The organism is Arthrobacter sp. TJ-266 (assembly GCF_058269115.1).
Window position 1 is genome coordinate 674003 of sequence record NZ_JBZCNC010000002.1, and the last position, 24685, is coordinate 698687.

Consider the following 24685-nt stretch of genomic DNA (forward strand, 5'->3'; position numbering starts at 1 on the left):
TCGGGTCAGGCTCCGCGCGTGCGGCGCTGCTCGAAGAAGTCCCACATGAGGTCGTTGGCGCTGATCTCCTGCGTGGTGACGCCCGCTCCCGGGAAGGCGGCGGCGTTGCCACCGGGCCAGGTGTGGCCCCCACCGGTGATGACGTACTGCACCACGTCAGCATTCGCGCGGCATCCGCGATGCTCGATCACATTCACGTTCGTGCTCACGGTCGCCTGCCGGCTCCCCTTGCACCCGTTGATCGACGCCCAGCGCTCCGAGGCCGTGAGCGCGCCGTACCCCCAGTAGGGGGCGCCGCCGCCGCCGAAGGGATTGACCGGATCCGCGGTCCCGTTGAACGTGATCACCGGGACGCCCCGCGACGGTGAGCACGTGTCCGTGTCCGGCACGGTGCCGGCCGCGGTCGCCTCCGGAGCACCGGCCCTCAGCCCTGCCACGGGGGCGATCGCCGCCACGAGCGTGGGGTTGTCGCAGGCGAACTGCGACACCATCCGGCCGCCGCCCGAGTAGCCGGCCGCGTACACGCGGCGGTCGTCGACACAGCCGCTGCCCGCCAGGGTGCCGATCAGGTCGCGGAGGAATGCCTCGTCGTCGGGCGCTCCCGGTACGTCGGTGGCGGTGAACGGGACGTTCCACACGAAGCCGGCGGGCGCCGGGATGGCCCCCTGCGGGGCGACGACGATGAAGCCCTCGCGCTCCGCCGTCACGTCCAGCTGCGAGCGGGAGAGCTGCTCCGCGGGCGTGCTGTTGCTGCCGTGCAGGTCGAGAACCAGCGGCAGTGGCCTGTCCCCTCCCGCCGCGGGCACGTGCACCACGGCGGACCGTTCGCGCCCACCGGACATGATCGTGATCGTCGACCGCCCGGCGTCGAGGTCACATCGTGCTCTGGCATCCTGCGACGCCATCGATCCGCCGGGCGCTCCCAGCGCGGTCGGGACGTGCGCGAAGGTCGCGGCGAGGACGAGGGCCGTGAGGGCGAGGGCGGAGGGGGAACGGCGGCGGCGCATGGAGGCTCTCTTCATCGAAGCGGGCAGTCGGTAAGTCGGTCGATCCGTCACCCGAACCTATCGGCCCGCACGGAGGCGCGCCACAGTGTTACGCGGCCCCGAACCGGTAGGTATCGCTCACGCGCTCTCCACAGCGCGCACGAGGTCGAGGGCCTCCTCGACCAGGGCGACCCGGCCCTGCCGCACGGCGGCGGTCGCCCGGACGGTGCGTCGGAAGGCGGCGTCGTCGCCCCGGCCCTGCCGGAACGCGGGAAGGTGCACGAGGACGGCCGCGCGTCGCAGCCACGCCGCATCATCCGCCGCCCACCGCTCGACGACGGACCGCGCGCGGACCGCGTCCTGCCCCTCGAGGCGGAGGAGCAAGGGCCCGACGACGTCGACGGCCAGCGGATCGACGAGGTCCTCGAGCTGCGCCGTCCTCAGGAACCCCTCGACGCGCGTGAGGTCCGTGGCACGCAGGACCGGCACGAACGCCTGCAGGAGGACCACCGCGGCGAGCCGCCGCTCGAAGACAGGCCGCTGCCACAACTCCGAGGCGAGGGAGGTGACGTCGTCGTGCCCGAGCTCCGGATAGCGACGCCGGGCGTCGCGGATGGTCCCGCGGACCGCGCCCGTCGAGGCACCGTAGTGGGCGACGTCCGGACCGTGCCGCCGCTCGTACTCCTCGGCGCGCTGCCAGGTGCTCTCGTACTGCAGCGCCGCGTCGATGAAGGCCGCCGCTCCGCTCTCCCCGTCCGTCACCAGAGGAAGATGTCGAGCCATTCACGCGTGTGGGCGTGGATCAGGACGAGGAACAGCACGAGGTCGAAGAGCAGGTGCACGCAGATGATGTAGGAGAGCGATCGCGTCCGCGTGAAGATGAAGGCCTGCAGGAGCGCGAACGGGTAGATGAAGAGGGGTGCCCAGGCGTGGAACCCGAGCTCCCACAGGAAGCTCGTGAAGAGGACCGCCTGCAGGAGGTTCGCCTGCAGCATCGGGAGATGGCGGCGGAGCAGCGCGAAGACGGTGCAGATGAAGAACAGCTCGTCCCAGATGCCGAGCCCGTTGGTGCCGACGAAGAGTCGGACGATCTCGTCGGGCTCACGCGCAGCCGGCCAGTTCGTGTAGACGCCCGTGCCCAGCATGTAGGCGGGCAGCAGTGCGTATCCCAGCAGCACGACGACCGGTAGATACCACTTCTCCGCGCGCGTCCACGACTGACCGGTCCGGACGGGGTACGTGATGGCGTGGTCACGGTAGACGAAGCGTGACACCGCATACGGAACACCGACGGCGACGATCATCGCGGCCCCCATGACGGTCATGTGCTCCACGCTGATGTCGGTGGTGATGGGAACGAGGGTCATGACCAGCAGACCGAAGGCGATGAGGAGCAGATCCCTGAACAGGGCCCTGTTGATCACCGCGGCGATTCCCAGCGCGACGGCGAGCACGAGATATCCGGCGACGGCTTGATGCAGCACGAGGAGCACGAAGCCCGAGAGCGAGACGAGGGCAGCGGGAATGAGCTCCCGTGACAGGACCGTGGAGGGCCCCTGCTTCCAGTCACGCCGGACATCGCCCGAACGGGGGCGGTCCGCAGTCGATGCCTGCTGCTCCACGAGATGCTCCTTGGTCGGCGGCCTGCGCCTGGCAGGGCTCCGCGAGGTCGTCGCACCATTCTTTCCGCAGCAGGCCGCCGCGTCCACCGGGTTCTGGCGCGTGGACCGCCGATCAGCCCCTGATCCCGGTGCTGATCCGACTGCTGCCACACTGGAGGCATGCGCGAGCTCGTCGTCCTCGGAACGGCATCCCAGGTCCCCACCCGCACGCGCAACCACAACGGCTACTTCCTCCGCTGGGAGCGTGAGGGCATCCTCTTCGACCCCGGTGAGGGCACCCAGCGACAGTTCACCTTCGCGGGTGTCCCGGCGTCGCGGATCACGAGGATCTGCCTGACCCACGTGCACGGCGATCACTGCCTGGGGCTGCCCGGCGTGCTCTCCCGGATGGTGCTCGACGGCGTGCAGCACCCCGTGCACCTGCACTTTCCCGCCTCGGGCGAGGACGTGGTGCGCGCGCTGGTGTCACTCGCGACGCCCGGCCTCGATCTCCACCTCGTGCCGCACGGCGCCGCCGGACCAGTAGCCCCCGGGCTCGACGTCGAGCCCCTGCGCCACCGCATCGACGCCTTCGGGTACCGGCTGGTGGAACCCGACGGTCGAAGCTTCGTCCCCGCCCTCCTGACCGGGGCCGGGATCGCGGGGCCCGACGTAGGACGCCTCCAGCGCGACGGGCGGCTGGGCGCCGTGCGTCTCGAGGACGTCTCGGTCCCCCGCCCGGGCCGACGCTTCGCGTTCGTGATGGACACGGCCGTCTGCGACGGCGCCCTCGCCCTCGCGGACGGCGTCGATCTCCTGGTGGCGGAGAGTACGTTCAGCGCCGACGACGCCGCGTTGGCCGAACGCTACCTCCACCTGACGGCGGGGCAAGCCGGCTCGATCGCGCGAACGGCCGGCGCGGCGTCCCTCGTCCTGACGCATTTCTCCTCACGGTACGACGACGTGTCGGTGCTGGCGGCCCAGGCCCGGGCCACTGCCGGAAACGCCACGGTGGTGGCGGCTGAGGATCTCGACCGCATCGCCTTCCCGGACCGGCAGCGCGGCTGAAGCCAACAGCTCTGAGGCCCGTGCACGGGCAGGTAGCTAGGATGCGATCATGCAGCAGCATATGAACACGAGTGCCCGGATCTCCTCCTCGCCCGCCGAGAGAATCGCGGCGGCCCTGTTCCTCGTGATTGCGGCCTTCCAGGCGGGGTTGGCCGCTGGAGCGCCGTGGGGAGGCGCGTCCTACGGAGGCGGTCACCGCGGCACCCTCCCGGCGCGCCTCCGTGCCTCGAGTGCCGGGGCGACCCTCCTCTACGGCGGGCTGTCGGCCTTGACCCTGACCACCCGGAGCAGGATCGCCAAGCGTCGGGTGCTCACCGTCGTGACGGCCCTGATGGCGCTCGGGACGGCCATGAACCTCGCTTCGCCGTCGCGCGTCGAGCGCGCGGTGTGGACACCGGTGGCGGGCGCCCTCACCGTGGCGCTCGTGCGCGTCGTGCGGGACCTGAGGCACTCAGCCGAGCGGCCTACCTGATTACCACCAGGCCGGTCGACGCGCGGTCGCATGACCCATGTGCACAGAAGACCACCACCGTGATGTTCGGGTACCGCTTCACGAACTGCGATAGCGTGGTGAGGATCCCGTCGGACTGGTGGGCCCACGCCGCTCCGTGAGATCCGTGTTGACCCTTTCCCGGGGGAAATCGACGGCCGCGGACGACCAGCTGCACAGGAGGACGCCATGGCCGCCGGCCGTAATCCGCTCGATGACATCCGCGAGACCCTGAGCCACCTGACCGACCAGCTCAAGACGTCGGGCTCGGAACGCGTCGATGACCTGCGCGGAGAGTACTTCTCTACGCGTCCCGGTCCGGCTCGACCCCTGGCGGAGGTACAGGCCGAGCTCGACGCCCTCGTGGGTCTGGACACAGTGAAGGAGCAGGTGCGTGCGCTCGTCGCCCTCCTCCAGGTGCAGGCACGGCGGAAGGCGCACGGTCTGCCCGAGGTGGCGACGTCCCAGCACCTCGTGTTCCTCGGCAATCCCGGGACAGGCAAGACCACCGTGGCACGCCTCCTCGCGGAGATGTACCGCGCGGTGGGCCTGCTGCAGAAGGGCCATCTCGTGGAGGTGGACCGGTCCGGACTCGTGGGGCAGTACGTCGGGGCCACCGCCCTCAAGACCGACCGGGTGATCCGGCGGGCGCTCGACGGCGTCCTCTTCATCGACGAGGCCTACGCCCTGACGCCCGACGACGGCCGGATGGACTTCGGGCCGGAGGCCATCGAGGTCCTGCTCAAGCGGATGGAGGACCACCGTCATCGACTGGTGGTCATCGTGGCCGGATATCCGCAGCTGATGGAGGCGTTCCTGCTCTCCAACCCCGGTCTGAGGTCCCGTTTCGCCCGGGAGATCACCTTCCCTGACTACTCGGTCGACGCACTCCGGACGATCTTCCACCAGATGCTCGCGCAGCACGAGTACGTCCTCGCCGAGGGCGCGGACGAAATGCTGCGCCGCATCTTCCTGGGCCTCCACGTCGGGGAGGACTCCGGAAACGCCCGCTTCGCCCGCACGCTGTTCGAGCAGTCGCTCAACCGGCAGGCGTTGAGGCTGTCCCTCGACCCTGACCAGCAGCTCGACGCGCTCGACCGCGACGACGTCATGACGCTCACCGCCACGGACCTCGTCGAGGCCGCACAGGCCCTCGGCGGGGAGCCGGAGCCCGAGCCCGGACCGGAGCCCGAACCGTCCCGGTGGTGGAGCTGGCTTACCTGAAGCACCCGGCGGTGTAAGGGATCGGACATGGAAGTAGGCCCGGTCGGACGTCCCGACCGGGCCTACTTCTGGTTACATGAGCGGTGCGTCGAGACCTAGAAGTCCCAGTCCTCGTCCTCGGTGTTCACGGCCTTGCCGATCACGTAGGAGGAACCCGAGCCGGAGAAGAAGTCGTGGTTCTCGTCGGCGTTCGGTGACAGCGCCGAGAGGATCGCCGGGTTCACATCGGTGACGGACGACGGGAACATCGCCTCGTAGCCGAGGTTCATCAGCGCCTTGTTGGCGTTGTAGTGCAGGAACTTCTTGACGTCCTCGGCCAGACCCACGCCGTCGTACAGGTCGTGGGTGTACTGGACCTCGTTCTCGTACAGCTCGAAGAGCAGCTCGAACGCGTAGTCCTTGATCTCCTGGCGGCGCTCCGGCGTCGCGCTCTCGAGGCCACGCTGGAACTTGTACCCGATGTAATAGCCGTGCACGGCCTCGTCGCGGATGATCAGGCGCACCAGGTCAGCGGTGTTCGTGAGCTTGGCGCGGGAGGACCAGTACATCGGCAGGTAGAAGCCGGAGTAGAACAGGAAGCTCTCGAGCAGCGTCGAGGCGACCTTGCGCTTCAGGGGATCATCGCCGCGGTAGTACTCCGTGACGATGCTCGCCTTCTTCTGAAGGTTCACGTTCTCCGTGGACCAGCGGAACGCCTCGTCGATCTCCTTGGTGGAGGCCAGCGTGGAGAAGATCGACGAGTAGCTCTTGGCGTGCACGGACTCCATGAACGCGATGTTCGTGAGCACGGCCTCCTCGTGCGGCGTGATCGCATCCGGGATGAGGCTTACGGCGCCCACAGTGGCCTGCACCGTGTCCAGCAGCGTCAGTCCGGCGAACACGCGCATGGTGAGCTGCTGCTCGTCCGGCGTCAGCGTGGCCCAGGACTGGACGTCGTTGGACAGCGGCACCTTCTCCGGTAACCAGAAGTTGTTCACCAGTCGGTTCCAGACCTCGACGTCCTTGTCATCCTGGATGCGGTTCCAGTTGATGGCCTGGACCTGGTCGACGAGCTTCAGTTTCCCGCTCATGGTGTGTTCCTTGTCTGAGGTTGGTGGTACCTGGTGCCGATGATGCCACGCCGGACCGACGTCCTGGCCGCGGGGACTGCTAGAGCATGCAGGAGACGCAGCCCTCGACCTCGGTACCCTCGAGGGCCAGCTGGCGCAGGCGGATGTAGTAGATCGTCTTGATGCCCTTGCGCCAGGCGTAGATCTGCGCCTTGTTGATCTCGCGCGTCGTGGCGGTGTCCTTGAAGAACAGCGTCAGGGACAGGCCCTGGTCCACATGCTGCGTGGCAGCGGCGTAGGTGTCGATGATCTTCTCGAAGCCGATCTCGTAGGCGTCCTGGTAGTACTCCAGGTTGTCGTTCGTCAGGTACGGCGCCGGGTAGTACACGCGGCCGATCTTGCCTTCCTTGCGGATCTCGATCTTCGACGCCACCGGGTGGATGGAGGACGTCGAGTTGTTGATGTAGGAGATCGAGCCGGTGGGCGGGACGGCCTGCAGGTTCTGGTTGTAGATGCCGTGCTCCATGACCGAGGCCTTCAGCGCGCGCCAGTCCTCCTGCGTGGGGATGTGCACGTTCGCGAAGAGCTCCCGCACCCGCGCCGTGGTCGGCTCCCAGGCACGCTCCGTGTACTTGTCGAAGAACTCGCCGCTGGCGTACGTGGAACGCTCGAAGCCGGCGAACGTGCGGCCGGTCTCGATGGCCATCAGGTTCGACGCCCGGATGCAGTGGTACACCACGGAGTAGAAGTAGATGTTCGTGAAGTCCAGGCCCTCTTCGGAGCCGTAGTGGACGCGCTCACGGGCGAGGTAGCCGTGCAGGTTCATCTGGCCGAGGCCGATGGCGTGCGAGGCATCGTTGCCCTCGGCGATCGAAGGCACCGAGCTGATGTGGCTCATGTCCGAGACGGCGGACAGTGTGCGGATGGCGGTCTCGATGGAGAGAGCGAAGTTCGGCGAGTCCATGGTCTTCGCGATGTTCATCGACCCGAGGTTGCAGGAGATGTCCTTGCCCACGTGGTCGTAGGAAAGGTCCTCGTTGTACGTGGTGGGCTGCGAGACCTGGAGGATCTCCGAGCACAGGTTGGACATGATGATCTTGCCGTCGATCGGGTTGGCCCGGTTCACGGTGTCCTCGAACATGATGTACGGGTAGCCGGACTCGAACTGGATCTCCGCGAGGGTCTGGAAGAACTCGCGGGCCTTGATCTTGGTCTTCTTGATCCGGGCGTCGTCCACCATCTCGTAGTACTTCTCGGTGACGGAGATGTCGGAGAACGGCATCCCGTACACGCGCTCGACGTCGTACGGCGAGAACAGGTACATGTCCTCGTCGCGCTTGGCCAGGTCGAAGGTGATGTCCGGGACGACGACGCCGAGGGACAGCGTCTTGATGCGGATCTTCTCGTCCGCGTTCTCGCGCTTGGTGTCGAGGAAGCGGTTGATGTCCGGGTGGTGCGCGTGCAGGTACACCGCGCCGGCACCCTGACGGGCGCCGAGCTGGTTGGCGTAGGAGAAGCTGTCCTCGAGGAGCTTCATCACGGGGATGACGCCGGAGGACTGGTTCTCGATCTGCTTGATCGGCGCGCCGACCTCGCGGATGTTCGTCAGCGCGAACGCGACTCCACCGCCGCGCTTGGAGAGCTGCAGTGCGGAGTTGATGGAGCGGCCGATCGACTCCATGTTGTCCTCGATGCGGAGCAGGAAGCAGGAGACGAGCTCGCCGCGCTGGCGCTTGCCGGCATTGAGGAAGGTGGGGGTGGCGGGCTGGAAGCGGCCGTCGATGATCTCGTCCACCATCTGCTCGGCGAGCTGCTGGTTGCCGCGAGCCAGGTGGAGGGCCACCATGCACACGCGGTCCTCGTAGCGCTCGAGGTAGCGCTTCCCGTCGAACGTCTTCAGCGTGTACGAGGTGTAGTACTTGAAGGCGCCGAGGAACGTCTCGAAGCGGAACTTCTTGGCATAGGCACGCTTGAAGAGATCACGGACGAAGTTCATCGTGTACTGGTCGAGCGTCTCGCGCTCGTAGTACTCGTTCTTCACGAGGTAGTCGAGCTTCTCCTCGAGATCGTGGAAGAACACGGTGTTGTTGTTCACGTGCTGGAGGAAGTACTGGTGCGCGGCCTCGCGGTCGGCGTCGAACTGGATCTCACCGTCCGGTCCGTACAGGTTCAGCATGGCGTTGAGCTCGTGGTAGCCCAGGTCCTTGAAACGGTCCACCGTCGCGGCGGGAGCGCCCGTCTCGGTCTCTGCAACACTCATGTCCAAAACTCTTCCAATCCTCGGGTGACTCGGTCCGCGTCCTCGGACGTGCCCATGACTTCAAATCTGTACAGAACGGGGACGTCGCACTTCGCGGCGACGACGTCGGCGGCACGGCAGTAGGTCTCACCGAAATTGGTGTTGCCTGCCCCGATGACCCCCCGGAGGAGGGTGCGGTTCTGTGGTTCGTTCAGGAACTTCACCACCTGCCGCGGAACCGCCCCCTTGCCCGTGATGCCTCCGTAGGTGGGGAGGACCAGGACGTACGGGCGGGTGGCGGTGAGCGTGGGAGCCTTCGTGAGCACGGGCAGACGTGCTGCCCGGATGCCTAGCTTCTCCACGAACCGGTGGGTGTTGTCGGAGACCGACGAGAAGTAGATCAGCGAGGCGTCGGTGACGGGCCCTTCGGCCTCACCGGCGTCGGCCGCCTGGGCGACCCGCTCGTCCACTCCGGCGCTCATCGCGATGATCGTGCTGACCGGTTCCCCTCCGGGAACCGCTCAGGCCACCGAACTGACGGTGGAGTCGCCGATGGCGCTGATCTTGTCGGGACGGAACCCGGACCAGTGGTCGTTGTCCGTGATGACCACGGGAGCCTGCATGTAGCCCATCGAGCGGACACGCTCGAGAGCCGCGGGGTCCTGCGAGATGTCGACGCTCTGGTAGGCGATGCCCTTCTTGTCCAGAGCGCGATACGTGGCGTTGCACTGTACGCAGGCCGGCTTCGTGTAGACCGTGACGGTCATGTCCTGTCCCCTTTTCCTCTACTGCTGACTCGTGGTGCTGCGGGCTGTGCGCGGCCCCGGGAAGGGGGTGAAATCCGGGGATTCCCGCGCCGTGGGGCTCGTGCCCGACCAGCGGCTGTTCTGTCCTTCGATACTACATCTAGTGCGACCGACTGAGGCAGACCCCCACATGATGTATTACAAGTATGTCATTCCTGCTCCGAGTAGTCCACATGATGTCCACAGACGACGGGCCACGAAAAGCCCGGAACGGCGCTCTTCGAGGCGCGATCCGAGGCGTCGTCCACAGAGCTGTGGAGTACTTCCGCACAGGCAGAAACGACGTCGTGTCGCCGTGTCCTCGGCGTGTCGTGCTGCACCGTTCCGACGGCGGCCGGACCGTCTCCAGGTGCGCCGACCCTCTCCGGGCAGGGCAGGAACGACGACAGCCGGCACCCCTCGTGATCGAGGAGTGCCGGCTGTGCGGGCGTCTAGCGGGACGGGCGCTGCGCGAGGATCTGGTCGACGCCCATCCGACCGTCGCGGAAGGTCATGGACGCTCCCACCATGTAGAGCCGCCACACGCGGGCAACCTCCTCGCCCATCATCGCCACGGCCTCGTCCCAGTTCGCTTCGAAGCGCTCGTGCCAGGCGTCGATGGTGCGGACGTAGTGCTCCCGGAGGGCCTGGACACCCCTGATCTCGAAGCCGGCTCCCTCGATCAGGGTGACGGTGTCCCCCACCGGGCGCATGTGCATGTCGGGCGCGATGAACGATTCGATGAACGGGCCGCCGCCGGGGTGCTTGCCGTGCCGCGACATCTGCTGGACGAGCACCTTGCCGCCGGGAACCACGTTCCGGAACAGCGTGGAGGTGTACGTGCCGTAGTTCTCCTGGCCCACGTGCTCCCCCATCTCGAGGGACGCGACGGCGTCGTAGGGGCCGTCGTTCACGTCACGGTAGTCCTGCAGCCTGATCTCGACGCGGTCGCCGAGGCCGCGCTCCGCGATCCGCTGGTCGATGAACGCCTTCTGCTCCTTCGAGATGGTGACGCCGGTGACCTTCGCGCCGAAGTGCTCCGCGGCGTACAGGCTGAGCGAACCCCAACCGCAGCCCACATCCAGGAACCGCAGGCCCGGAGCGGCGTCGAGGCCCACTTTCCGGCAGACGAGGTCCAGCTTGTCGCGCTGGGCGTCCTCGAGCGTGTAGCCGGGCTCCTCGGAGAGCCAGTACCCGCACGAGTACGCCATGTGGTCGTCGAGGATCAGGCCGTAGAAGTCGTTGGAGAGGTCGTAGTGGTGACTGATCGCAGCGCGGTCCCGGAGCAGGCTGTGGAGGCGCCCCTTGATCTTCGCCTGCGACGCCGGTGCGGGCAGCGGCGCGCCGAGCGCCCCGACCTCCCGCGCGACCTTCCCGAGCTGAAGGAGGAGCTGGGGGGTCAGCCTCGGCATGGACAACCCGCGCCGGCCGATGACGGTCCAGAGATGGGTGAGCGCGTGCTCGAGTGAGCCCGGTACGTCCAGTTCCCCGGTGACGTAGGCCTGCGAGACGCCTAGCTCGCCCGGGCTCCAGAGGATCCGGCGCAGCGCGTTGACGCTGTTCAGGCGGACCTCGGGCTGGTCGGACGCGCCCGCGGTACTGCCGTCCCAGGCCACGAGGTGCACGGGCAGCGCTCCCCCGACGATCGGCGCGAGGATCGCGGCGAGCTTGCCCGCGACCCCGCCACCGGGAAGGCCCTCGACGGTCCTGTCCTGAGGGGCGGGGGTGCCGGTGGTCGTGCCGGGGTCGAGGTCTGTCACGGGGAGTTCTTTCTCACGAGGGTGGAGCAGCGGACTCGCCGAGCGTCCGCCCGGCGTGGTGGAGGTAGTGGTGGTGTCAGGGCCGTCTATCGAAGATCAACTGCTGGACGTCGAGGTACCCCGCCTGGAAACCGGCCCTCGAATAGCAGAGGTAGAACTGCCACATGCGCTCGAACGTCTCGTCGAAGCCCAGCGCGTGCACCTCCTCGTGGCGGGCGAGGAAGCGTTCCTCCCAGAGCCGGAGCGTCTGGGCGTAGTGGTCCCCCATGGACAGCCGCTCGCGGACACGGAGGCTGGTGTACCGCTCCGTGACGTCCTCGATGGCGCGGACCGACGGGATGAACCCGCCCGGGAAGATGTACTTGTGGATCCACGTGTAGGACCGGCGGGTGGCCATCATGCGCTCGTGGGGCAGGGTGATGGCCTGGATGGCTACGCGCCCGCCCGGTGCCAGGACCCGGTCGATGGTCTGGAAGTAGACACCCCAGTAGTCGAATCCCACGGCCTCGATCATCTCGACCGACACCACGGCGTCGTACTGGCCCTCGACGAGCCGGTAGTCCTTCAGCTCGACCCGCGCGCGATCGGACAGCCCCGCCTCACTGATGCGCTGCTCGGCCAGCTCCTTCTGTTCGCTGGACAGTGTCACCGACACGACCTCGGCCCCCCTGCCGGCGGCCCGGAGCGCGAGCTCGCCCCAGCCGGTCCCGATCTCGAGGACGCGCGACCCCGCGCCGACCTGGGCCTGGTCGAGGAGCCGGTCGATCTTCCGACCCTGCGCATCCGCGAGGTCGTCCCACTCGACGTTCAGGAGGTCCTTGCCCGTCGCGTCGAAGAGGGCGCTGGAGTAGGACATGGTCGGGTCGAGGAACAACGCGAAGAGCTCGTTCGAGAGGTCGTAGTGACGGGAGATGTTCGACCGCGTGTTGGCGGTGCTGTTGCGCTCCCTGCGCGGCGGCTTCGGAAGATACAGTCCGCGCAGTTTCTGCAGCGGCACCGGAACCAGGTGCGCGGCGCGCGCCGCGAAGACCTCGATCACCTCGGTGAGGTCGGACGCCGTCCAGTCCAGCGCCATGTAGGACTCCCCGAGCCCGATCAGCCCGTTGTCGCCCAGCCGCGCGTAGAAGTCCGCAGGGCGGTGGATGCGCATCTCGGGCCGCGCGCCGCCCCCCGGCGCGCCGAAGATCGTCCCGTCGTCGTAGATGACCCGCAGCTGGAGGGTGTTCACCGCAGCCGTGAAGATCTTCTCGGCCACGGTGGCCGCGATCCTGTTCCTCGGGCCGCTCGGCACACCGGCGATGCCGGGCCAGACGGCCGGGTCCACCCCGGACTGCGAGGGGACAACGGTGGTGCTCATCGAACGGCCTCCTGGTGCTGGTGACGCGGCCTGGGGCTGACGGGCAGCCGCCGCAGCCAGAGTCTAATCCCCTGCCATCTGATCTGGACGACCACGCGTAACGGGGCGACAGGAACCGCGAGCGCCATTTTCGTGATCGTGGAGGTCGTCGCCGGCAGGCGTCGGCCCGTCATCGTCGCGGTGAAGGGTGCGTGGGCCTCCCGGTGCAGGACGACGGCGACACCGAGCTTCTCGCCCGGCTCGGGTACGCGCATCTCGTACTCACCCTCCACGGGGTTGAACGGCGAGACGTACAGGCGCTTCTCGGTGCGTGCGGCACCGCGGTCGTCGACGTCGAGGAGGTAGCAGTGGCGCTCGCCGTAGGTGTTGTGCACCTCGGCGACGACGGCGGTGAGGGCGCCGGAGCGGTCGTGGCACCAGAAGAGCGACAGCGGGTTGAACACCCGGCCGAGGACGCGGCCGCCGGCCAGCATCGTGACCCGTCCGCCGTCGTCGTGCCGACCCTCGGAGCGGAGGAACTCGGCGATGTTCTGCCGGATGGTGCGGTCCGGGTCACCGAGGTGATCCTCGGGCAGGAATCGCGCGAAGGGTGCGAGCCACACGGGCAGCACGGGCAGGTCGTCGAGATCCACGAGCCAGGTGTAACTCCGGTAGGTGAACTCGTTGCGCAGCGGTGAGCGCCGGACGTGACGGATCACGGTCGGGTAGAGGAAGGCGTTCATGCCCGCACGGTGGCGCGCTCGGTGGCCGGATTGCCGTCCCAGGTCCCACCGATCCGCTCGGCGGCACGCAGGCCGGACAGGGCCCCGTCCTCGTGGAAGCCCCACCCGTGGTAGGCGCCGGCGAACGCGATGCGCTCGTCGCCGAGCTCTCCCAGGCGGGCCTGCGCGGCGAGCGACTCCGGTGTGTACTGCGGATGCTCGTACACCATGGTCTTCAGCACCGTGGCCGGATCGATCAGTTCGCCTTCGCCGAGGCTGACGATGAAACGGTGGTTGGTGCGCCCCTCGAGACGCTGGAGCCGCGTCATGTCGTAGGACACGAGCACGCGGTCCGGCGTCGCGTCGCAGGAGGGCAGCCGGTAGTTCCAGGACGCGCGGGCACCCTCCGCATGCGGCAGCACCGATTCGTCGGTGTGGAACTGCGTCGTGTTCACCGAGTAGGGCATGGTCCCGAGCACCGACGCGGCGAGGGATGCACGATCCCTGTCGCTCCCGCCCCCTCCGTCACCGTGCCCGTCGCCGTGTCCGTCGCCGTGCCCGTCGAGCAGGGCGAGGGCCTGGTTCGGATGGGTCGCGACGACGACCGCGTCGAACAGTTCGGTGCCGGCGGGAGAAGTCACGAGCACGCCGTCGGCGGTGCGCCGCACGGACGTGACCGGGCTGGCGAGCCGGACGTCGTCGAGCCGGTCGACGACGCGCCGCACGTATTCCGCGGACCCGCCCGTCACGGTGCGCCATTGCGGGGAGCCCTTGATGGTGAGCATGCCGTGGTGCTCCATGAAGGAGAACAGGTAGCGGGCCGGGTAGGCGAGCGCCGTCGCCGGGTCGCAGGACCAGACAGCGGACACCACCGGCGTCATGAAGTGCGAGGTGAAGTAATCGCTGAAGGCGTTGGCCTCGAGGAAGTCACCGAGGGTCGCGTCCGCGTCCTCGCCGGGTGTCCCCGCGGTGCGGCGGAGCAGCGCCCGCGCGGCCCGCTGGAAGCGGAGGATCTCCAGCAGCATCCTCAGGTAGCGTCCGCGGAGGAGCACGCCGGGCTGGGCGAAGACACCGCGCCTTCCCTTGGCACCCGCGTATTCGAGGCCACAGCCGTCGCAGCGGATGGACATGCTCATGTCCGAGTCCTGTGTGGGTACGCCGAGCTCTTCGAAGAGCCGCAGGAGTGTGGGGTAGGTCCGGTCGTTGTGGACGATGAAACCGGTGTCGACGCCCGTGGTCGAACCGTCCGCGAGATCGACCTGGTGGGTGTGGGCGTGCCCGCCCGGGCGGTCGTCCGCCTCGAAGAGTGTCACTGCGCTGTCGCACCGAAGCACCCACGCGGCGGTCAGTCCGGAGACGCCGCTGCCGATGACCGCCACGCGGCGGCGGCCGACGCTCGCGTCACCATCGGTAAGCTCGACGTCGGGCGTCGTGTCTTCGGGCATCTCGTCTCCTGCGGGCTGTTCCGGTGATCCTCACGGCGGGTGCCGCGGACTCGCTCCAGGCCGCCCCGTACCGCGTGATCGGATGGCGCTGCTGCAGAGTGTGAATCGGAAGAAGTTCGCTACTACATGGGGCCGGGATTGGTGCAAGCGGTTTCTGCAGCACACCATCGTGCTGGACCGTTCGAAAGGCAGGTGGTAGGTGGTCAATCCCATACACCTCCGCACCCTGCTCGAGGTGATCCGTCACGGCACCTTCACCGGTGCGGCCACTGCCCTCGGCCTGACCGCGTCGGCGGTTTCGCAGCAGATGGCGGCCCTCGAACGCGACACCGGAGCACGCCTCTTCGTCCGCTCGGCGCGGAGCGCCGTCCCGACCGACGCCGCGGTCGCCATGGCACGGCACGCCACGAAGGTGCTCACGGACATCGAGGCGCTCCTGGCGTCGACCGCGCGGGCGGGCACGGCCCAGGGGGCCGAGTTGAGACTCGGGATCTTCCCCAGCCTCGCCACCTTCGCGCTGCCACGGCTGCTGGCAACACCCGAATGGCAGCGACTCGGGGTGTCACTACGCGTGTTCGTCGGCGAGCCGGGCCACACCATCCAGGGCCTGCGTGAGGGCGGCGACCTCGATCTGGCGCTCGTCTACCAGGTGGGTCAGGCGGGGCTGGCCTGGCCGACGACGCTCCGTCGCCAATGGATCGGCGACGACGAGTTCCGCGTCGTCCTGCCCGCGATGTGGGGCGTCCGCGCCGGCTCCCGCGTGACCCCGGACCAGCTGGCCGACATGCCGTGGATCATGCACCATCCCGGCACGGCGGACGCGACGGTGATCGAGCGGCTCTTCGCGAGCTGCAACCTCCACCCGAGGGTGGTGGCCTACTGTGACGACTTCAACGCCAGCCTCGAACTCGCCGCCGCCGGGCTCGGCGCGGCGCTGGTCCCCGATCTCGCCATGGTCGAGGCACCGCAGGGCATCGTCTCCCTCGACGTCCCCGAGATCCGGTTGGCCCGGAGCATCTTCGCGCTGCGCACGGGTGACGCGGACGAGGCGCGCGTGCGGCTGTTCATGGATCAGCTCGCGGAGATACTCGCGGTACGGAGCATCGGACCGAGCAGCGGCGGTCACGGGAATTGACGGGTCGGCCGTTGCCCGCGGGGGCAGGAATCAGAGCGAACCCATGACCCCGGCCTCGGGCGGACGGGCCAGGTCGAGGGCGTCGAGGACCGCGAGCGCGGCCACGTGCTCGTTGAACGTGTACAGGTGCAGGCCCGGGGCGCCGTCATCGAGTGCCTGCCGCGCGAGTGCCACGGTCGCCTCGGTGCCGATGCGCCGCCTCTCCTCGGGCTCGGATGCGGCATCGAGGCGACCCACCAGCGTCTCATCGACCTCCACACCGCCGAGCTCCGCGAGCTTCCTCATGCGTCGCGGACTGGTCAGGGGCATGACGCCGGGGATGATCGGGATGGTCACACCGGCACGATGCGCTCGCTCCAGCAGCCGCGGATAGTCCGCGGTGTCGAAGTAGACCTGCGTGATGGCGAAGTCGGCCCCTGCTCCCTGCTTGGCGAGCAGCACCTCGACGTCCTGCGTGAGACTGTCCGATTCCGGGTGCCGCGTGGCGTAGGCCGCCACGCCGACGGCCACCCTGCCCGCTGCCAGCTGCGCCGTCCTCCGCCCCTCGACCTCGCGGATCAGCCGGACCAGCTCGTCGGCGTGCTGGAGGTCGCCCTCACGCGGATCCGTCCCGTCGGGTGCGTCCCCGCGCAGGGCGAGGATGCCCCGCACACCGCCCACGATCAGCCGGTCGACGATCTCCTCGAGTTCGGCCCGCGTACTGCCGACACAGGTCAGGTGGGCGAGCGGTCGCAGGTCCGTCTGGGTCAGGAGGCGGTTCAGGAGGGCGACGGCGGTGTCCCTGTTACTGCCTGCGGCGCCGTAGGTCACCGAGACGAAATCCGGCCGGGTCCTTTCGAGCCGACGAACCGTCGTCCACAGGGCGTCCTCCGCCTGGGCGTCGCGTGGCGGGAAGAGCTCGTAGGAGAGTGCGGGATAGCTCGTCGGTGGGCGCGCGGGCTCCCCCACCGCGCCGTGGCCCTCGGCGTCATGCCGGAGCGAGCTCAGGTCGTCTCCTCCGGCACGTCCGCTGACTTGACGCTGTTCTCGACGATCCCGAGTTCCTCGAGGCGGGCGGACATCCCCGCGCCGTCCGAGGCGTACACCCATGGGATGCCAGGCGTAGGGAGGACCCCCGATTTCGAGCGCCCGCCGGCCAGGACGGCTTCGCCCACGGACAGCTGCCGGATGGCGATCGCGCGCACGTTCTCCGGATGCCGCTGCGCGAACTCCGAGTAGATGGCTTCGTCGTGCTGTCCGTCGTCGCCCACCAGGAGCCACTTCATGTGCGGGAACTCCTCGGCGAGGCGCTCGAGCGCCGTGCGTTTGTGCTCCTGGCCGCTGCGGAACCAGCGGTCACGCGTCGGACCCCAGTCGGTCAGCAGCTTCGGTCCGGCAGGGTACAGGTTGCGGGACAGGAAGCGTGACAGGGTGGGCGCCACGTTCCACGCTCCGGTGGACAGGTACAGGACGGGAGCGGACGGGAGGGTCCGCACGATCCGCTCGTAGAGCACCGCCATGCCCGGCGTCGGTGTCCGGGCGTGCTCGTCGAGGACGAACGTGTTCCAGGCGGCGAGGAACGGCCTCGGCAACGCGGTGACCATCACGGTGTCGTCGATGTCGGAGACGACGCCGAACGTCGTCCCGTCGGCGACGATCCTGATGGGCGCCTCGACCGTCCGCGATTCCCCGGACTGGAGGGTGATGGTGTGCCAGCCGGCATCGAGCGTGACCGGTATGTGGGCATCGACCACACCTCCGCGGTCGGCCTCGACGTCGTGGACGGTGTCCCCGATCGTCACGTGCACGACGGCGTGTGCCACCGGTGCGCTGGTGAAGTTGCGCCATCCCCTCATGCCCTCCTGCAGGGGCTTGAGCGGACCGTCGTCGGACACGCGGCCGGTGTCCCTCGGATCGCTGAGGACCACGCGCGCGAGCACGCGCACCCACGAGGTCGAGCCGTACCCCGTGTAGGGGATGACGGTCTCGATCCTGCCACGGCGCACTGCGAGCCGTGTCTGGAAGCGGAGCCAGGCGTCATCGAGCCTCATGGCGAGATGCCCGCCGTCGCGCCCGGGGCTCATCGGGAGGCCTTACCGGCGCGGCACGGGCAGGAAGGGCATTCGGAGCTGAGGCGCATGCGTTCAGTCTGGCACGGTGCCTGCCGTCGGAACGAGTGCCGACGGCCCAGTGGCCAGACCAGTGGACACCTGGATCACAGGTCACGGCACGGCCACAACCTGGGCCCGGAGGCCTGCCGGTCTTGTCCCCCGACTCCCCCGGCTGGGACTCTGGGATTCCGATCCGTCAGCTCGACGGACCGGTTGACGAGCACCGGGGGACGACATGGCGGTTGGATGGGACGCGACGACGACAGAGGTCGTCCGACTCAAGGAGGGGGCGCCGCTCCAGAGCTGGCAGGCCGGCCGCGTCCTCGATGAGACGACGACGGCGGCGGACCTCGCGCACGCGATCCGCTTCGGCAGGGCCCAGAGCGCACTCGAGGCCGTCGCGGCCGGTGGGGCAGGACTGACCTCGGACCATGCGCGGGCCATCCACTTCGCCAACGAGATGGCGGAGCTGCGCCACTATGAGCCCCTGATCACCGTCGAGGACGACATCCCCGTCCTGGCCGACGGGGTCAGCGACCTCATCGCACGCTTCGACGACCTCGGACTGTGGCAGGACGAACGCGCCTGGGAGCTGTGACCTCGGCCCGTCCGGCACGCCGCTCGGCCTGCATCAACTACTTCGTCGACTGAGCACCTATCCACCCGGGACCGAGCTCCGAATAGGTGCTGATCGACGCGCCCTGCAGCTCGATCAGCAGGGATGACATGGCCCGACGCCCGCCTCTTCCTGCCGCTGGAGCAGGTCCCAGGAAGCGGTCTCACCATGAAGACGAACGATTACTCCCCCACGTCGTCGGGGTCCTGTGACGTGGACGAGCGCTTCCACGTCACGCTTCTGCCACCAGTGCTCGTCTTGAGCTGGGCGCATCGCCTCGTCATCGACGAGACGGACGTCCTCCTCGCCCTAGCAGCGGTACGCGCCTCCGGAGGTGACAAGCTCCCGGTGCTCGTGGAGCTCTCGCAGCCAAAAGAAATCACCTGGGACGCCCGGAAAGCCGTGCTGGATCTCCCGGACCGCTCGCGCGTAGCCCTTCTCGGCGCGGACGACGTCGATCGGGTGCTCACCGCCTTCACCGTTCGCTCCTCCGCTGACATCCGTTTCTTCACGAACCGCGACGAGGCGGAGCTGTGGTTACTGCAGGGGTGAATACTGCGCATCCGACAGATACGGCCCGGCTGCCGCGCACCGAGGGGCTGACGGCGAAAGCCGTCAGCCCCTCTTCGGCGTCCAGGAGCCTGCACGTGCAACACTCAGGACCATGACCGCCGTCCTGCTCATCTGGAACGAGGCCCGGCCATGGCCGGGGACGTACGTGGAGGACGTCGACACGGTCCACCGCACCGGGATCCTCCGGATGCCCTGGCCGGCCGCGCCGGAGTTCGACGCGCAGCCAGGGGTGGACGTCTGGCTCATCATCGGGGCAGCGGGCGCGCAGCAGGCAGGCCTCATCGGGCACGGGATCCTCGCCGGAACGACACCCGGCGCACCGGCGTCGCGCGACGCCGATGAACCCGGGCGAGCAGACGCACGTGTGTCGGACGAAGCAGCTGTCCAGGAGCTGTGGCTGCTGATCGACCTGGACCTGCTGCTACAGCGCGGTGACGAGATACCGGCCGAGGCAGTGATGACAGCGTATGAGCTGCCCGACCCCTCGACCGGACGTACGTCATTCACCGCGCAGGAGCTCTCCGAAGCGGCCGACGCCGCTCTGCGCCTGCTGTGGTCGAGCAACGTAGCGGCCGCGATCGCGAGCACCTCGCCCGTCCCCGGCTCACTCCCCGCAGCAGCAGTGATGCGTCGTCCGGACAACCGCTTCGAAACCGACGACGACCTCCGCCGCAGGACCCTGGCCGCACGTGGCTCTGTCTGCCACGGCTGCGATCTCGACGGCGAGCAGACGTACGGCCCCGCGGGCGCCGACATCGTGCAGGTCCACCTCATCACGCCGCCCGAACTCGTCGGCGCGTCCTTCGAGCCCGATCCGCTGGTGGATCTTGTCCCGTTGTGCCCCACGTGCCATGTCGTCGCGCACGGCCGCGCTCCCCAGCCCCACAGCGTCAGCGAGATCAGATCGATGATCAGGGCTGGCGGATTCCTGCCGGGAGAGGTCATGTCGGCTCATCAGCTCGACGCCGAGCGTGCAGCGACGCGCATCCTGGAAGCAGGCACCTGACACCGCGGACCTCTTGAAGGTGATGTGTCCCAGCGCTGGGAGCGATCAAGTTCTGGAAGTCGTCGCCTACTACGCAGAGCAGGACGACGGTTCGCCTGATGCCCGGTGTGCATACGCTGATGACCAGCATGCCCCCGATCACGTCGTCGTCCGCCAAGATCGCCGAGGGTCGGTGCGACCAAAGCCGCACCGCCACTCGATGAACACGGCGTGCTCAGCCCTTCACGCACAGGATGGTGCGCAGGTGCTGAACCACCGACACGAGGTCCGACTGCGCCGCGACGACCGCACCGAGCTCCTTGTAGGCGCCGGGAATCTCGTCGACGATCCCTGCATCCTTCCGTGACTCCACACCGCGGGTCTGCTCGACGAGGTCCTCCACGGTGTACGTCGCCTTCGCCCTGTTCCGGCTCATGCGGCGGCCGGCGCCGTGCGACGCCGACTGGAACGACGCCGGGTTGCCGAGCCCGCGCACGATGTACGAACCGGTACCCATCGACCCGGGAATCAGGCCGAGGTCGCCGGACCCAGCCCGGATGGCGCCCTTCCGGGTGACGAGCATAGAGCGACCGTCGATCTCCTCCTCCGCGACGTAGTTGTGGTGGCAGGAAATCTCCGTGTCGAAGCCGACGTCGGCGGTCGGCAAGGCCTTCCGCACGGTGTCCTTGAACAGCTCCATCATGATCTTGCGGGATCGCAGCGCGTACTCCTGCGCCCACTCGAGATCACGCCGGTAGGCGTCCATCTCGGCCGAGCCCTTGAGGAACACGGCGAGGTCCCGGTCAGGAAGGTCCCTGTTCTGCGGCAACGTTTTGGCGATGGCGATGTGCCGCTCGGCGAGCTCCTTGCCGATGTTCCTCGAGCCGGAATGCAGGGTCAGCCAGACGCGGTCGTCGGCGTCGAGGGTCATCTCCAGGAAGTGGTTGCCTCCGCCGAGTGAGCCGAGCTGTGAGTGGGCCTTCGACTCGAGCTTCTGGACGCCACCGTGAAGATCCTTGAAGCGGCGCCAGAAGACGTCCAGACCATCGGTGACGCCGAGGCGCCGGAGGTCCAACCGCTGCTCGTGACCGCGGAAGCCGAGCGGTATGGTCGCCTCGACGGCCAGGCGGAGCGGCTTGAGATCCTCGGGCAGGTCCTCCGCGGTCAACGACGTGCGGACCGCTGACACGCCGCAACCGATGTCCACACCGACGGCGGACGGCGAGATGGCGCTCTCCATCGCGATCACGGACCCGACCGTCGCGCCCTTGCCGAGATGGACGTCGGGCATCACCCGCAGACCGTACACGTGCTCGAGTTCCGCGATGTTGCGCAGCTGCTGAAGAGCGGCAGGCTCGATGTCGCTCTCCGGAGCCCACATGAGGGTCGACGCTCGCGCGCCGCTGAGTGTGACAGGTAGATCCATGGTGCTGCCTCCTTGAAGGCTGATCACCCTCGACACAGAGGTCGGGGGAATGAAGGTTTCGGCCCGGTACGGGTGACCTTCAGAATGTTGGACCGACGTGCCCCGGCTTCCAGGACGTCGATAATGAGCAATCGCTTATCGCGAGAAAATGTCCGCGACAGTTTTCAGGCGCGACGGCATCCGAATTCATCGAGATACAGGAAATGTTTGTCCTTATTCACGCGCGCCGAGAAATGCTCAAGTCTTCTGACACAATGTCGACACATTGAACAGGACAACGAAAAAGGCCGTTCCGGGCTGGACTTACCCGGAACGACCGTGACCCTTCCAGGATCAGCTAGGTCGAGACGCTCCGGTGCCGCAGGTTCACACTATGCAGGGCGTAGCCAGGCTTGCATTCTTCGAGGAGGGTGACGAGCGCGAGGTCGGCAGCAGGCAGGAGGAATCGGCGATTCGCCGCGGCGACACACATCCTGACGCTCATTCCATTCTCTCCAGTCTGCTTCGACGGCTTGTTTCGCTCGTCCGGATAATACTTTATGCCACGTCGTGGACATGTGTAAAGCCCCAATTCACGAATTCAATCGTCGAGGTCGAATTCATCGTGACCGCCGCAGGACTCCGTACGGCGGAACGGGAGTGCCTCTCACCAAGAGCGGACCTCGCCCGAAAGTGAATGGATCCGAGAGTCACTGGACGGGGACGAATCAGACGCCGGGAACGAGAAGGCGCATGACCGACGCCGCTTTCCGCACTGCGGCAGGGGTGGCACGTTTCAGCGGCCCGGCGACGGCGACAGCGCCGACGCCCGCGCCGAGGAGGGCACCTGTGAGCATGGTCCGCTGCACGGTGCGCCTCGTTCCACCCCACCCACCGGTCGTGCGCGCGTTGTCGGGATCGAGCGACGGGCCGTAGAGCGCACCGCTGGAGTCGTCGGCGGGTTCCTTCTTCGACAGGTGCGTGTGCTCCACCTGATGGGCCATGACTCTCTCCAACCGGCCAGGCATGATCCGATGCTGCCTGACCATCGACCTGCCGAGGCGGCCCACCGCGAGCTCACGGGTCGGCGACTCGACCACGCCGAGGATCGCCTTGGCCACCCGATCGGCCGAGTACACGGGCGGCATGGCGACCACTCGCCTGCCCGTGTAGTTGGCGACGTGATGGAAGAACGGTGTGTCGATCGTCGGAGGTAGCACCGTGCAGACGTGGATGCGCTTCTTCCGGTCGAGCGTCAGCTCCGACTGCAGGCTGACGCCGAGGGCGCGGACGGCGGCCTTCGAGACGGAATAGGCGGAGGTGTAGGGCTGCGGTATCACGCCCACGATCGACGCGACGTTGACCACGACGCCGGACCCCTGGTCCTGCATGCGCTCCAGAGCCGCCCGTGAGCCGTACACGTAGCCCAGTAGGTTGACGTCGATGACGCGCTCGAAGTCCCTCATGGGCACCTCGAGGAAGGGAGAGAAGACGGCGACCGCCGCATTGTTGACCCAGATGTCGATGCGTCCGAACTCCTCGACGGCGCGAGCGGCCAGTTCTTGCACCGCGTCGTACTCGGAGGTGTCCGTCGGCACTGCTAGCGCTCGTGACCCGAGGGCCGTGCACTCCGCCACGAGGGATTCGAGCGCCTCGACCCGTCTGCTCGCGAGCACGAGGTTCGTACCCCTGCGGGCGAAGCGAAGTACCGTGGCACGGCCGATCCCGCTCGCTGCCCCGGTGATGACCACGACGCTGTTCCTGATCCGCATACAACCCTCCGACGCTCCGGACGGCCTGCCCGCCCGCTCGTTCCATGACCGTACGGACGGCCGGGTCAGGACTTCAACGCGATTCGATGGAAGGAGGAGGATGCGCGGCCGGCCGACGTGTGCTTCATGTGTCCGATGACGCTTCCGCCGTCCCGGTCAGGTGCCGTTCGAAGCCCCGAAAACCGCAGGATCGATCACCGAGATATACCTCGACTCCGCTGGCCGTCTGTCTCCTCGAACGAGACAAATAATCCGAGCAACAGCTCCGCCCGACACACCTCGGCGGTAGATTCTGGTGGGTCAGCGCGAGTTGGGTCAATGACACCGAAGCGGACGCTGCTCCCGGCAACCGCGAGACGAACCGCACTCGATATCTGCCAGGAGTTCTACGAGCGCTTCCACCTGACTTTTCTCCCCGCCCGTGCTCGTGCTGAGCTGGGCGCATCGCCTACTGATCGACGCGACCGACGTCCTTCGCGGCTCGGACGACGTCGACCTGATGCCCACCGCCTTCACCGTGCGCTCCTCCGCTGACATCCGCTTCTTCACGGACCGCGACGAGGCAGAGCTGTGGTTACTTCAGGGGTGAATACTGCGCATCCGACAGATACGGCCCGCCCACCGCGCAGGCTTTCTGCAGATTAGCTGCAGAACCTGAAGTACGTAATGCGGCCGGTGCCATGATCTGCAGGTGTCCGCTGGGGACACGCCACTCTGCGAGGTCTACATGTCACTTCTCAAGGACCAGTTCTCACGGTCCGCATCCTCTCCGCGTCGCAGGACGGTACACCCGAGCGCGTCCCGGCGCTCCACGACAGCCCTGCTCCTCGCCGCCCTCACCCCCCTCGCTCTGCTTCAGGCCGTCGCAGGCTCGCCTGCCGTCGGCGCCACCACGGCGTGCTCACCAATGACGCAGTCCGTGTACCAGAGCATCAACCCGACAACGACGGCGTCGCTGCTCACCACGAACACCGCTGAAGTGCCCATGGCCGCGCGGTACTCGGGCTTCACGCAGCTTCGGGGACCGGTATTCAAGGCAGGAGCCACTCCTGCGGTCGGCCTCGTTCCGATCCACCGCATGTTCAAGGACGGTAACTTCCTGCTCCTGCCCGACATGCCCGGCACGGACGAGTTCGAAATCGTACAGACGCGCCACGGTTTCCAACGCCACAACGTCGAGTTCTACGCATCACTGTCTCCCGTCGCCTGCGGCGTGGAGGTGCGGCGGTACTTCAACGGATCCAAGCACCGCTACAGCGCATCGGTGTCCGAGGGGTTGACGTTGCGCCAATCAGGTTGGAGCGACGAAGGAGCCAAGTTCTGGGTGCAGTCCCTGACAGCACCGGCACCGGCACCGACTCCCACTCCCACACCGACAACGGCACCGACCGTGGCACCCGCACC

At 67.7% G+C, this 24685-nt stretch carries 24 protein-coding genes and 1 pseudogene; 10 read left to right on the plus strand and 15 right to left on the minus strand.

Going from position 1 to position 24685, the window contains the following annotated elements; translation table 11 throughout:
- Nucleotides 1–5: 5 nt before the first annotated feature.
- The 3 genes from AC4D12_RS07880 to AC4D12_RS07890 all read right to left on the minus strand — a co-directional run bounded on the left by AC4D12_RS07880 (nucleotide 6) and on the right by AC4D12_RS07890 (nucleotide 2527).
- Nucleotides 6–1007 (minus strand): extracellular catalytic domain type 1 short-chain-length polyhydroxyalkanoate depolymerase, encoded by a 1002-nt coding sequence (locus AC4D12_RS07880; protein ID WP_490949338.1) that lies wholly within the window; start codon nucleotides 1005–1007, stop codon nucleotides 6–8.
- Between the two features lie 117 nt (nucleotides 1008–1124).
- Nucleotides 1125–1748, minus strand: coding sequence for a DNA alkylation repair protein (locus AC4D12_RS07885; protein ID WP_490949339.1), 624 nt, complete (start codon nucleotides 1746–1748; stop codon nucleotides 1125–1127).
- Nucleotides 1745–2527, minus strand: coding sequence for a CPBP family glutamic-type intramembrane protease (locus AC4D12_RS07890; protein ID WP_490949518.1), 783 nt, complete (start codon nucleotides 2525–2527; stop codon nucleotides 1745–1747). The genes AC4D12_RS07885 and AC4D12_RS07890 overlap by 4 nt, the downstream gene beginning before the upstream one ends.
- Nucleotides 2528–2767: 240 nt before the next feature.
- On the opposite strand from AC4D12_RS07890, the gene AC4D12_RS07895 reads away from it, so the two are divergent.
- The 3 genes from AC4D12_RS07895 (at nucleotide 2768) to AC4D12_RS07905 (ending at nucleotide 5369) form a co-directional block, all read left to right on the plus strand.
- On the plus strand, nucleotides 2768–3655 hold the full coding sequence (locus AC4D12_RS07895; RefSeq protein WP_490949340.1) for a ribonuclease Z: 888 nt from the start codon (nucleotides 2768–2770) through the stop codon (nucleotides 3653–3655).
- Nucleotides 3656–3704: 49 nt separating this feature from the next.
- On the plus strand, nucleotides 3705–4127 hold the full coding sequence (locus AC4D12_RS07900; RefSeq protein ID WP_490949341.1) for a hypothetical protein: 423 nt from the start codon (nucleotides 3705–3707) through the stop codon (nucleotides 4125–4127).
- 207 nt (nucleotides 4128–4334) lie between these two features.
- Nucleotides 4335–5369 carry an AAA family ATPase gene (locus tag AC4D12_RS07905; RefSeq protein ID WP_490949342.1) on the plus strand — a complete coding sequence of 345 codons (1035 nt, stop codon included), beginning with the start codon at nucleotides 4335–4337 and terminating at the stop codon, nucleotides 5367–5369.
- 95 nt (nucleotides 5370–5464) lie between these two features.
- On the opposite strand, the gene nrdF is transcribed toward AC4D12_RS07905, so the two are convergent.
- The 8 genes from nrdF to AC4D12_RS07945 form a co-directional block, all read right to left on the minus strand.
- Nucleotides 5465–6439: a class 1b ribonucleoside-diphosphate reductase subunit beta gene (gene nrdF / locus AC4D12_RS07910; RefSeq protein WP_490949343.1), complete on the minus strand. Its 975-nt coding sequence runs from the start codon at nucleotides 6437–6439 to the stop codon at nucleotides 5465–5467.
- A gap of 79 nt (nucleotides 6440–6518) precedes the next feature.
- Nucleotides 6519–8678, minus strand: coding sequence for a class 1b ribonucleoside-diphosphate reductase subunit alpha (gene nrdE, locus AC4D12_RS07915; RefSeq protein ID WP_490949344.1), 2160 nt, complete (start codon nucleotides 8676–8678; stop codon nucleotides 6519–6521).
- A complete protein-coding gene (nrdI, locus tag AC4D12_RS07920) occupies nucleotides 8675–9139 on the minus strand; it encodes a class Ib ribonucleoside-diphosphate reductase assembly flavoprotein NrdI (RefSeq protein ID WP_490949345.1) in 465 nt (154 codons plus the stop codon). Before nrdI ends, nrdE begins: the two co-directional genes overlap by 4 nt.
- A 39-nt stretch (nucleotides 9140–9178) precedes the next feature.
- Complete coding sequence (nrdH, locus tag AC4D12_RS07925; RefSeq protein WP_490949346.1) at nucleotides 9179–9424, minus strand: glutaredoxin-like protein NrdH; 246 nt, start codon at nucleotides 9422–9424, stop codon at nucleotides 9179–9181.
- Between the two features lie 470 nt (nucleotides 9425–9894).
- Nucleotides 9895–11100 carry a class I SAM-dependent methyltransferase gene (locus AC4D12_RS07930; RefSeq protein ID WP_490949519.1) on the minus strand — a complete coding sequence of 402 codons (1206 nt, stop codon included), beginning with the start codon at nucleotides 11098–11100 and terminating at the stop codon, nucleotides 9895–9897.
- Between the two features lie 178 nt (nucleotides 11101–11278).
- A complete protein-coding gene (locus AC4D12_RS07935; RefSeq protein WP_490949347.1) occupies nucleotides 11279–12559 on the minus strand; it encodes a class I SAM-dependent methyltransferase in 1281 nt (426 codons plus the stop codon).
- Complete coding sequence (locus tag AC4D12_RS07940; RefSeq protein ID WP_490949348.1) at nucleotides 12556–13281, minus strand: DUF1365 domain-containing protein; 726 nt, start codon at nucleotides 13279–13281, stop codon at nucleotides 12556–12558. The genes AC4D12_RS07935 and AC4D12_RS07940 overlap by 4 nt, the downstream gene beginning before the upstream one ends.
- Nucleotides 13278–14705: an NAD(P)/FAD-dependent oxidoreductase gene (locus AC4D12_RS07945; protein ID WP_490949349.1), complete on the minus strand. Its 1428-nt coding sequence runs from the start codon at nucleotides 14703–14705 to the stop codon at nucleotides 13278–13280. The genes AC4D12_RS07940 and AC4D12_RS07945 overlap by 4 nt, the downstream gene beginning before the upstream one ends.
- Nucleotides 14706–14904: 199 nt before the next feature.
- On the opposite strand from AC4D12_RS07945, the gene AC4D12_RS07950 reads away from it, so the two are divergent.
- On the plus strand, nucleotides 14905–15840 hold the full coding sequence (locus AC4D12_RS07950; protein ID WP_490949350.1) for a LysR family transcriptional regulator: 936 nt from the start codon (nucleotides 14905–14907) through the stop codon (nucleotides 15838–15840).
- Between the two features lie 30 nt (nucleotides 15841–15870).
- Here AC4D12_RS07950 and AC4D12_RS07955 read toward each other — a convergent pair whose 3' ends face one another.
- Both AC4D12_RS07955 and AC4D12_RS07960 read right to left on the minus strand, forming a co-directional pair.
- Entirely contained in the window at nucleotides 15871–16788 is a 918-nt protein-coding gene (locus tag AC4D12_RS07955; protein ID WP_490949351.1) for a methylenetetrahydrofolate reductase, read from the minus strand.
- A gap of 35 nt (nucleotides 16789–16823) precedes the next feature.
- A complete protein-coding gene (locus AC4D12_RS07960; RefSeq protein ID WP_490949352.1) occupies nucleotides 16824–17903 on the minus strand; it encodes an App1 family protein phosphatidate phosphatase in 1080 nt (359 codons plus the stop codon).
- Nucleotides 17904–18165: 262 nt separating this feature from the next.
- Between AC4D12_RS07960 and AC4D12_RS07965 the strand changes: the two genes are divergently transcribed.
- From AC4D12_RS07965 to AC4D12_RS07975, 3 genes are all read left to right on the plus strand, one after another.
- On the plus strand, nucleotides 18166–18528 hold the full coding sequence (locus AC4D12_RS07965) for a hypothetical protein (protein WP_490949353.1): 363 nt from the start codon (nucleotides 18166–18168) through the stop codon (nucleotides 18526–18528).
- A 186-nt stretch (nucleotides 18529–18714) separates the two neighbouring features.
- Nucleotides 18715–19098, plus strand: a complete 384-nt coding sequence (locus tag AC4D12_RS07970; RefSeq protein ID WP_490949354.1) for an STAS/SEC14 domain-containing protein — start codon at nucleotides 18715–18717, stop codon at nucleotides 19096–19098.
- Nucleotides 19099–19210: 112 nt separating this feature from the next.
- Nucleotides 19211–20125, plus strand: a complete 915-nt coding sequence (locus AC4D12_RS07975; protein WP_490949355.1) for a hypothetical protein — start codon at nucleotides 19211–19213, stop codon at nucleotides 20123–20125.
- Between the two features lie 214 nt (nucleotides 20126–20339).
- Here the strand turns inward: AC4D12_RS07975 and AC4D12_RS07980 are convergent, their stop codons facing one another.
- Nucleotides 20340–21530 (minus strand): RtcB family protein, encoded by a 1191-nt coding sequence (locus tag AC4D12_RS07980; protein ID WP_490949356.1) that lies wholly within the window; start codon nucleotides 21528–21530, stop codon nucleotides 20340–20342.
- 373 nt (nucleotides 21531–21903) lie between these two features.
- Here AC4D12_RS07980 and AC4D12_RS07985 point away from each other — a divergent pair, with 373 nt between their 5' ends.
- On the plus strand, nucleotides 21904–22206 hold the full coding sequence (locus tag AC4D12_RS07985; RefSeq protein WP_490949357.1) for a hypothetical protein: 303 nt from the start codon (nucleotides 21904–21906) through the stop codon (nucleotides 22204–22206).
- 31 nt (nucleotides 22207–22237) lie between these two features.
- On the opposite strand, the gene AC4D12_RS07990 is transcribed toward AC4D12_RS07985, so the two are convergent.
- Nucleotides 22238–23281: an SDR family oxidoreductase gene (locus AC4D12_RS07990; RefSeq protein ID WP_490949358.1), complete on the minus strand. Its 1044-nt coding sequence runs from the start codon at nucleotides 23279–23281 to the stop codon at nucleotides 22238–22240.
- 421 nt (nucleotides 23282–23702) lie between these two features.
- Here AC4D12_RS07990 and AC4D12_RS07995 point away from each other — a divergent pair, with 421 nt between their 5' ends.
- Together AC4D12_RS07995 and AC4D12_RS08000 are read left to right on the plus strand one after the other, a co-directional pair.
- Entirely contained in the window at nucleotides 23703–23870 is a 168-nt protein-coding gene (locus tag AC4D12_RS07995) for a hypothetical protein (protein ID WP_490949359.1), read from the plus strand.
- Nucleotides 23871–24008: 138 nt separating this feature from the next.
- Nucleotides 24009–24685, plus strand: a pseudogene (locus tag AC4D12_RS08000) (hypothetical protein); the annotation flags it as partial.

What these genes read in the sequence shown, in the direction of transcription:
- AC4D12_RS07980 (WP_490949356.1), bottom strand. Translation starts at nt 21,530, where the DNA reads ATGGATCTACCTGTCACACTCAGCGGCGCGCGAGCGTCGACCCTCATG.
- AC4D12_RS07970 (WP_490949354.1), top strand. Translation starts at nt 18,715, where the DNA reads ATGAAGACGAACGATTACTCCCCCACGTCGTCGGGGTCCTGTGACGTG.
- AC4D12_RS07985 (WP_490949357.1), top strand. Translation starts at nt 21,904, where the DNA reads ATGCAGGGCGTAGCCAGGCTTGCATTCTTCGAGGAGGGTGACGAGCGC.
- nrdH (WP_490949346.1), bottom strand. Translation starts at nt 9,424, where the DNA reads ATGACCGTCACGGTCTACACGAAGCCGGCCTGCGTACAGTGCAACGCC.
- AC4D12_RS07880 (WP_490949338.1), bottom strand. Translation starts at nt 1,007, where the DNA reads ATGCGCCGCCGCCGTTCCCCCTCCGCCCTCGCCCTCACGGCCCTCGTC.
- AC4D12_RS07900 (WP_490949341.1), top strand. Translation starts at nt 3,705, where the DNA reads ATGCAGCAGCATATGAACACGAGTGCCCGGATCTCCTCCTCGCCCGCC.
- nrdE (WP_490949344.1), bottom strand. Translation starts at nt 8,678, where the DNA reads ATGAGTGTTGCAGAGACCGAGACGGGCGCTCCCGCCGCGACGGTGGAC.
- AC4D12_RS07905 (WP_490949342.1), top strand. Translation starts at nt 4,335, where the DNA reads ATGGCCGCCGGCCGTAATCCGCTCGATGACATCCGCGAGACCCTGAGC.
- nrdI (WP_490949345.1), bottom strand. Translation starts at nt 9,139, where the DNA reads ATGAGCGCCGGAGTGGACGAGCGGGTCGCCCAGGCGGCCGACGCCGGT.
- AC4D12_RS07990 (WP_490949358.1), bottom strand. Translation starts at nt 23,281, where the DNA reads ATGCGGATCAGGAACAGCGTCGTGGTCATCACCGGGGCAGCGAGCGGG.
- AC4D12_RS07940 (WP_490949348.1), bottom strand. Translation starts at nt 13,281, where the DNA reads ATGAACGCCTTCCTCTACCCGACCGTGATCCGTCACGTCCGGCGCTCA.
- nrdF (WP_490949343.1), bottom strand. Translation starts at nt 6,439, where the DNA reads ATGAGCGGGAAACTGAAGCTCGTCGACCAGGTCCAGGCCATCAACTGG.
- AC4D12_RS07965 (WP_490949353.1), top strand. Translation starts at nt 18,166, where the DNA reads ATGGCGGTTGGATGGGACGCGACGACGACAGAGGTCGTCCGACTCAAG.
- AC4D12_RS07935 (WP_490949347.1), bottom strand. Translation starts at nt 12,559, where the DNA reads ATGAGCACCACCGTTGTCCCCTCGCAGTCCGGGGTGGACCCGGCCGTC.
- AC4D12_RS07895 (WP_490949340.1), top strand. Translation starts at nt 2,768, where the DNA reads ATGCGCGAGCTCGTCGTCCTCGGAACGGCATCCCAGGTCCCCACCCGC.
- AC4D12_RS07975 (WP_490949355.1), top strand. Translation starts at nt 19,211, where the DNA reads ATGACCGCCGTCCTGCTCATCTGGAACGAGGCCCGGCCATGGCCGGGG.
- AC4D12_RS07945 (WP_490949349.1), bottom strand. Translation starts at nt 14,705, where the DNA reads ATGCCCGAAGACACGACGCCCGACGTCGAGCTTACCGATGGTGACGCG.
- AC4D12_RS07960 (WP_490949352.1), bottom strand. Translation starts at nt 17,903, where the DNA reads ATGAGCCCCGGGCGCGACGGCGGGCATCTCGCCATGAGGCTCGATGAC.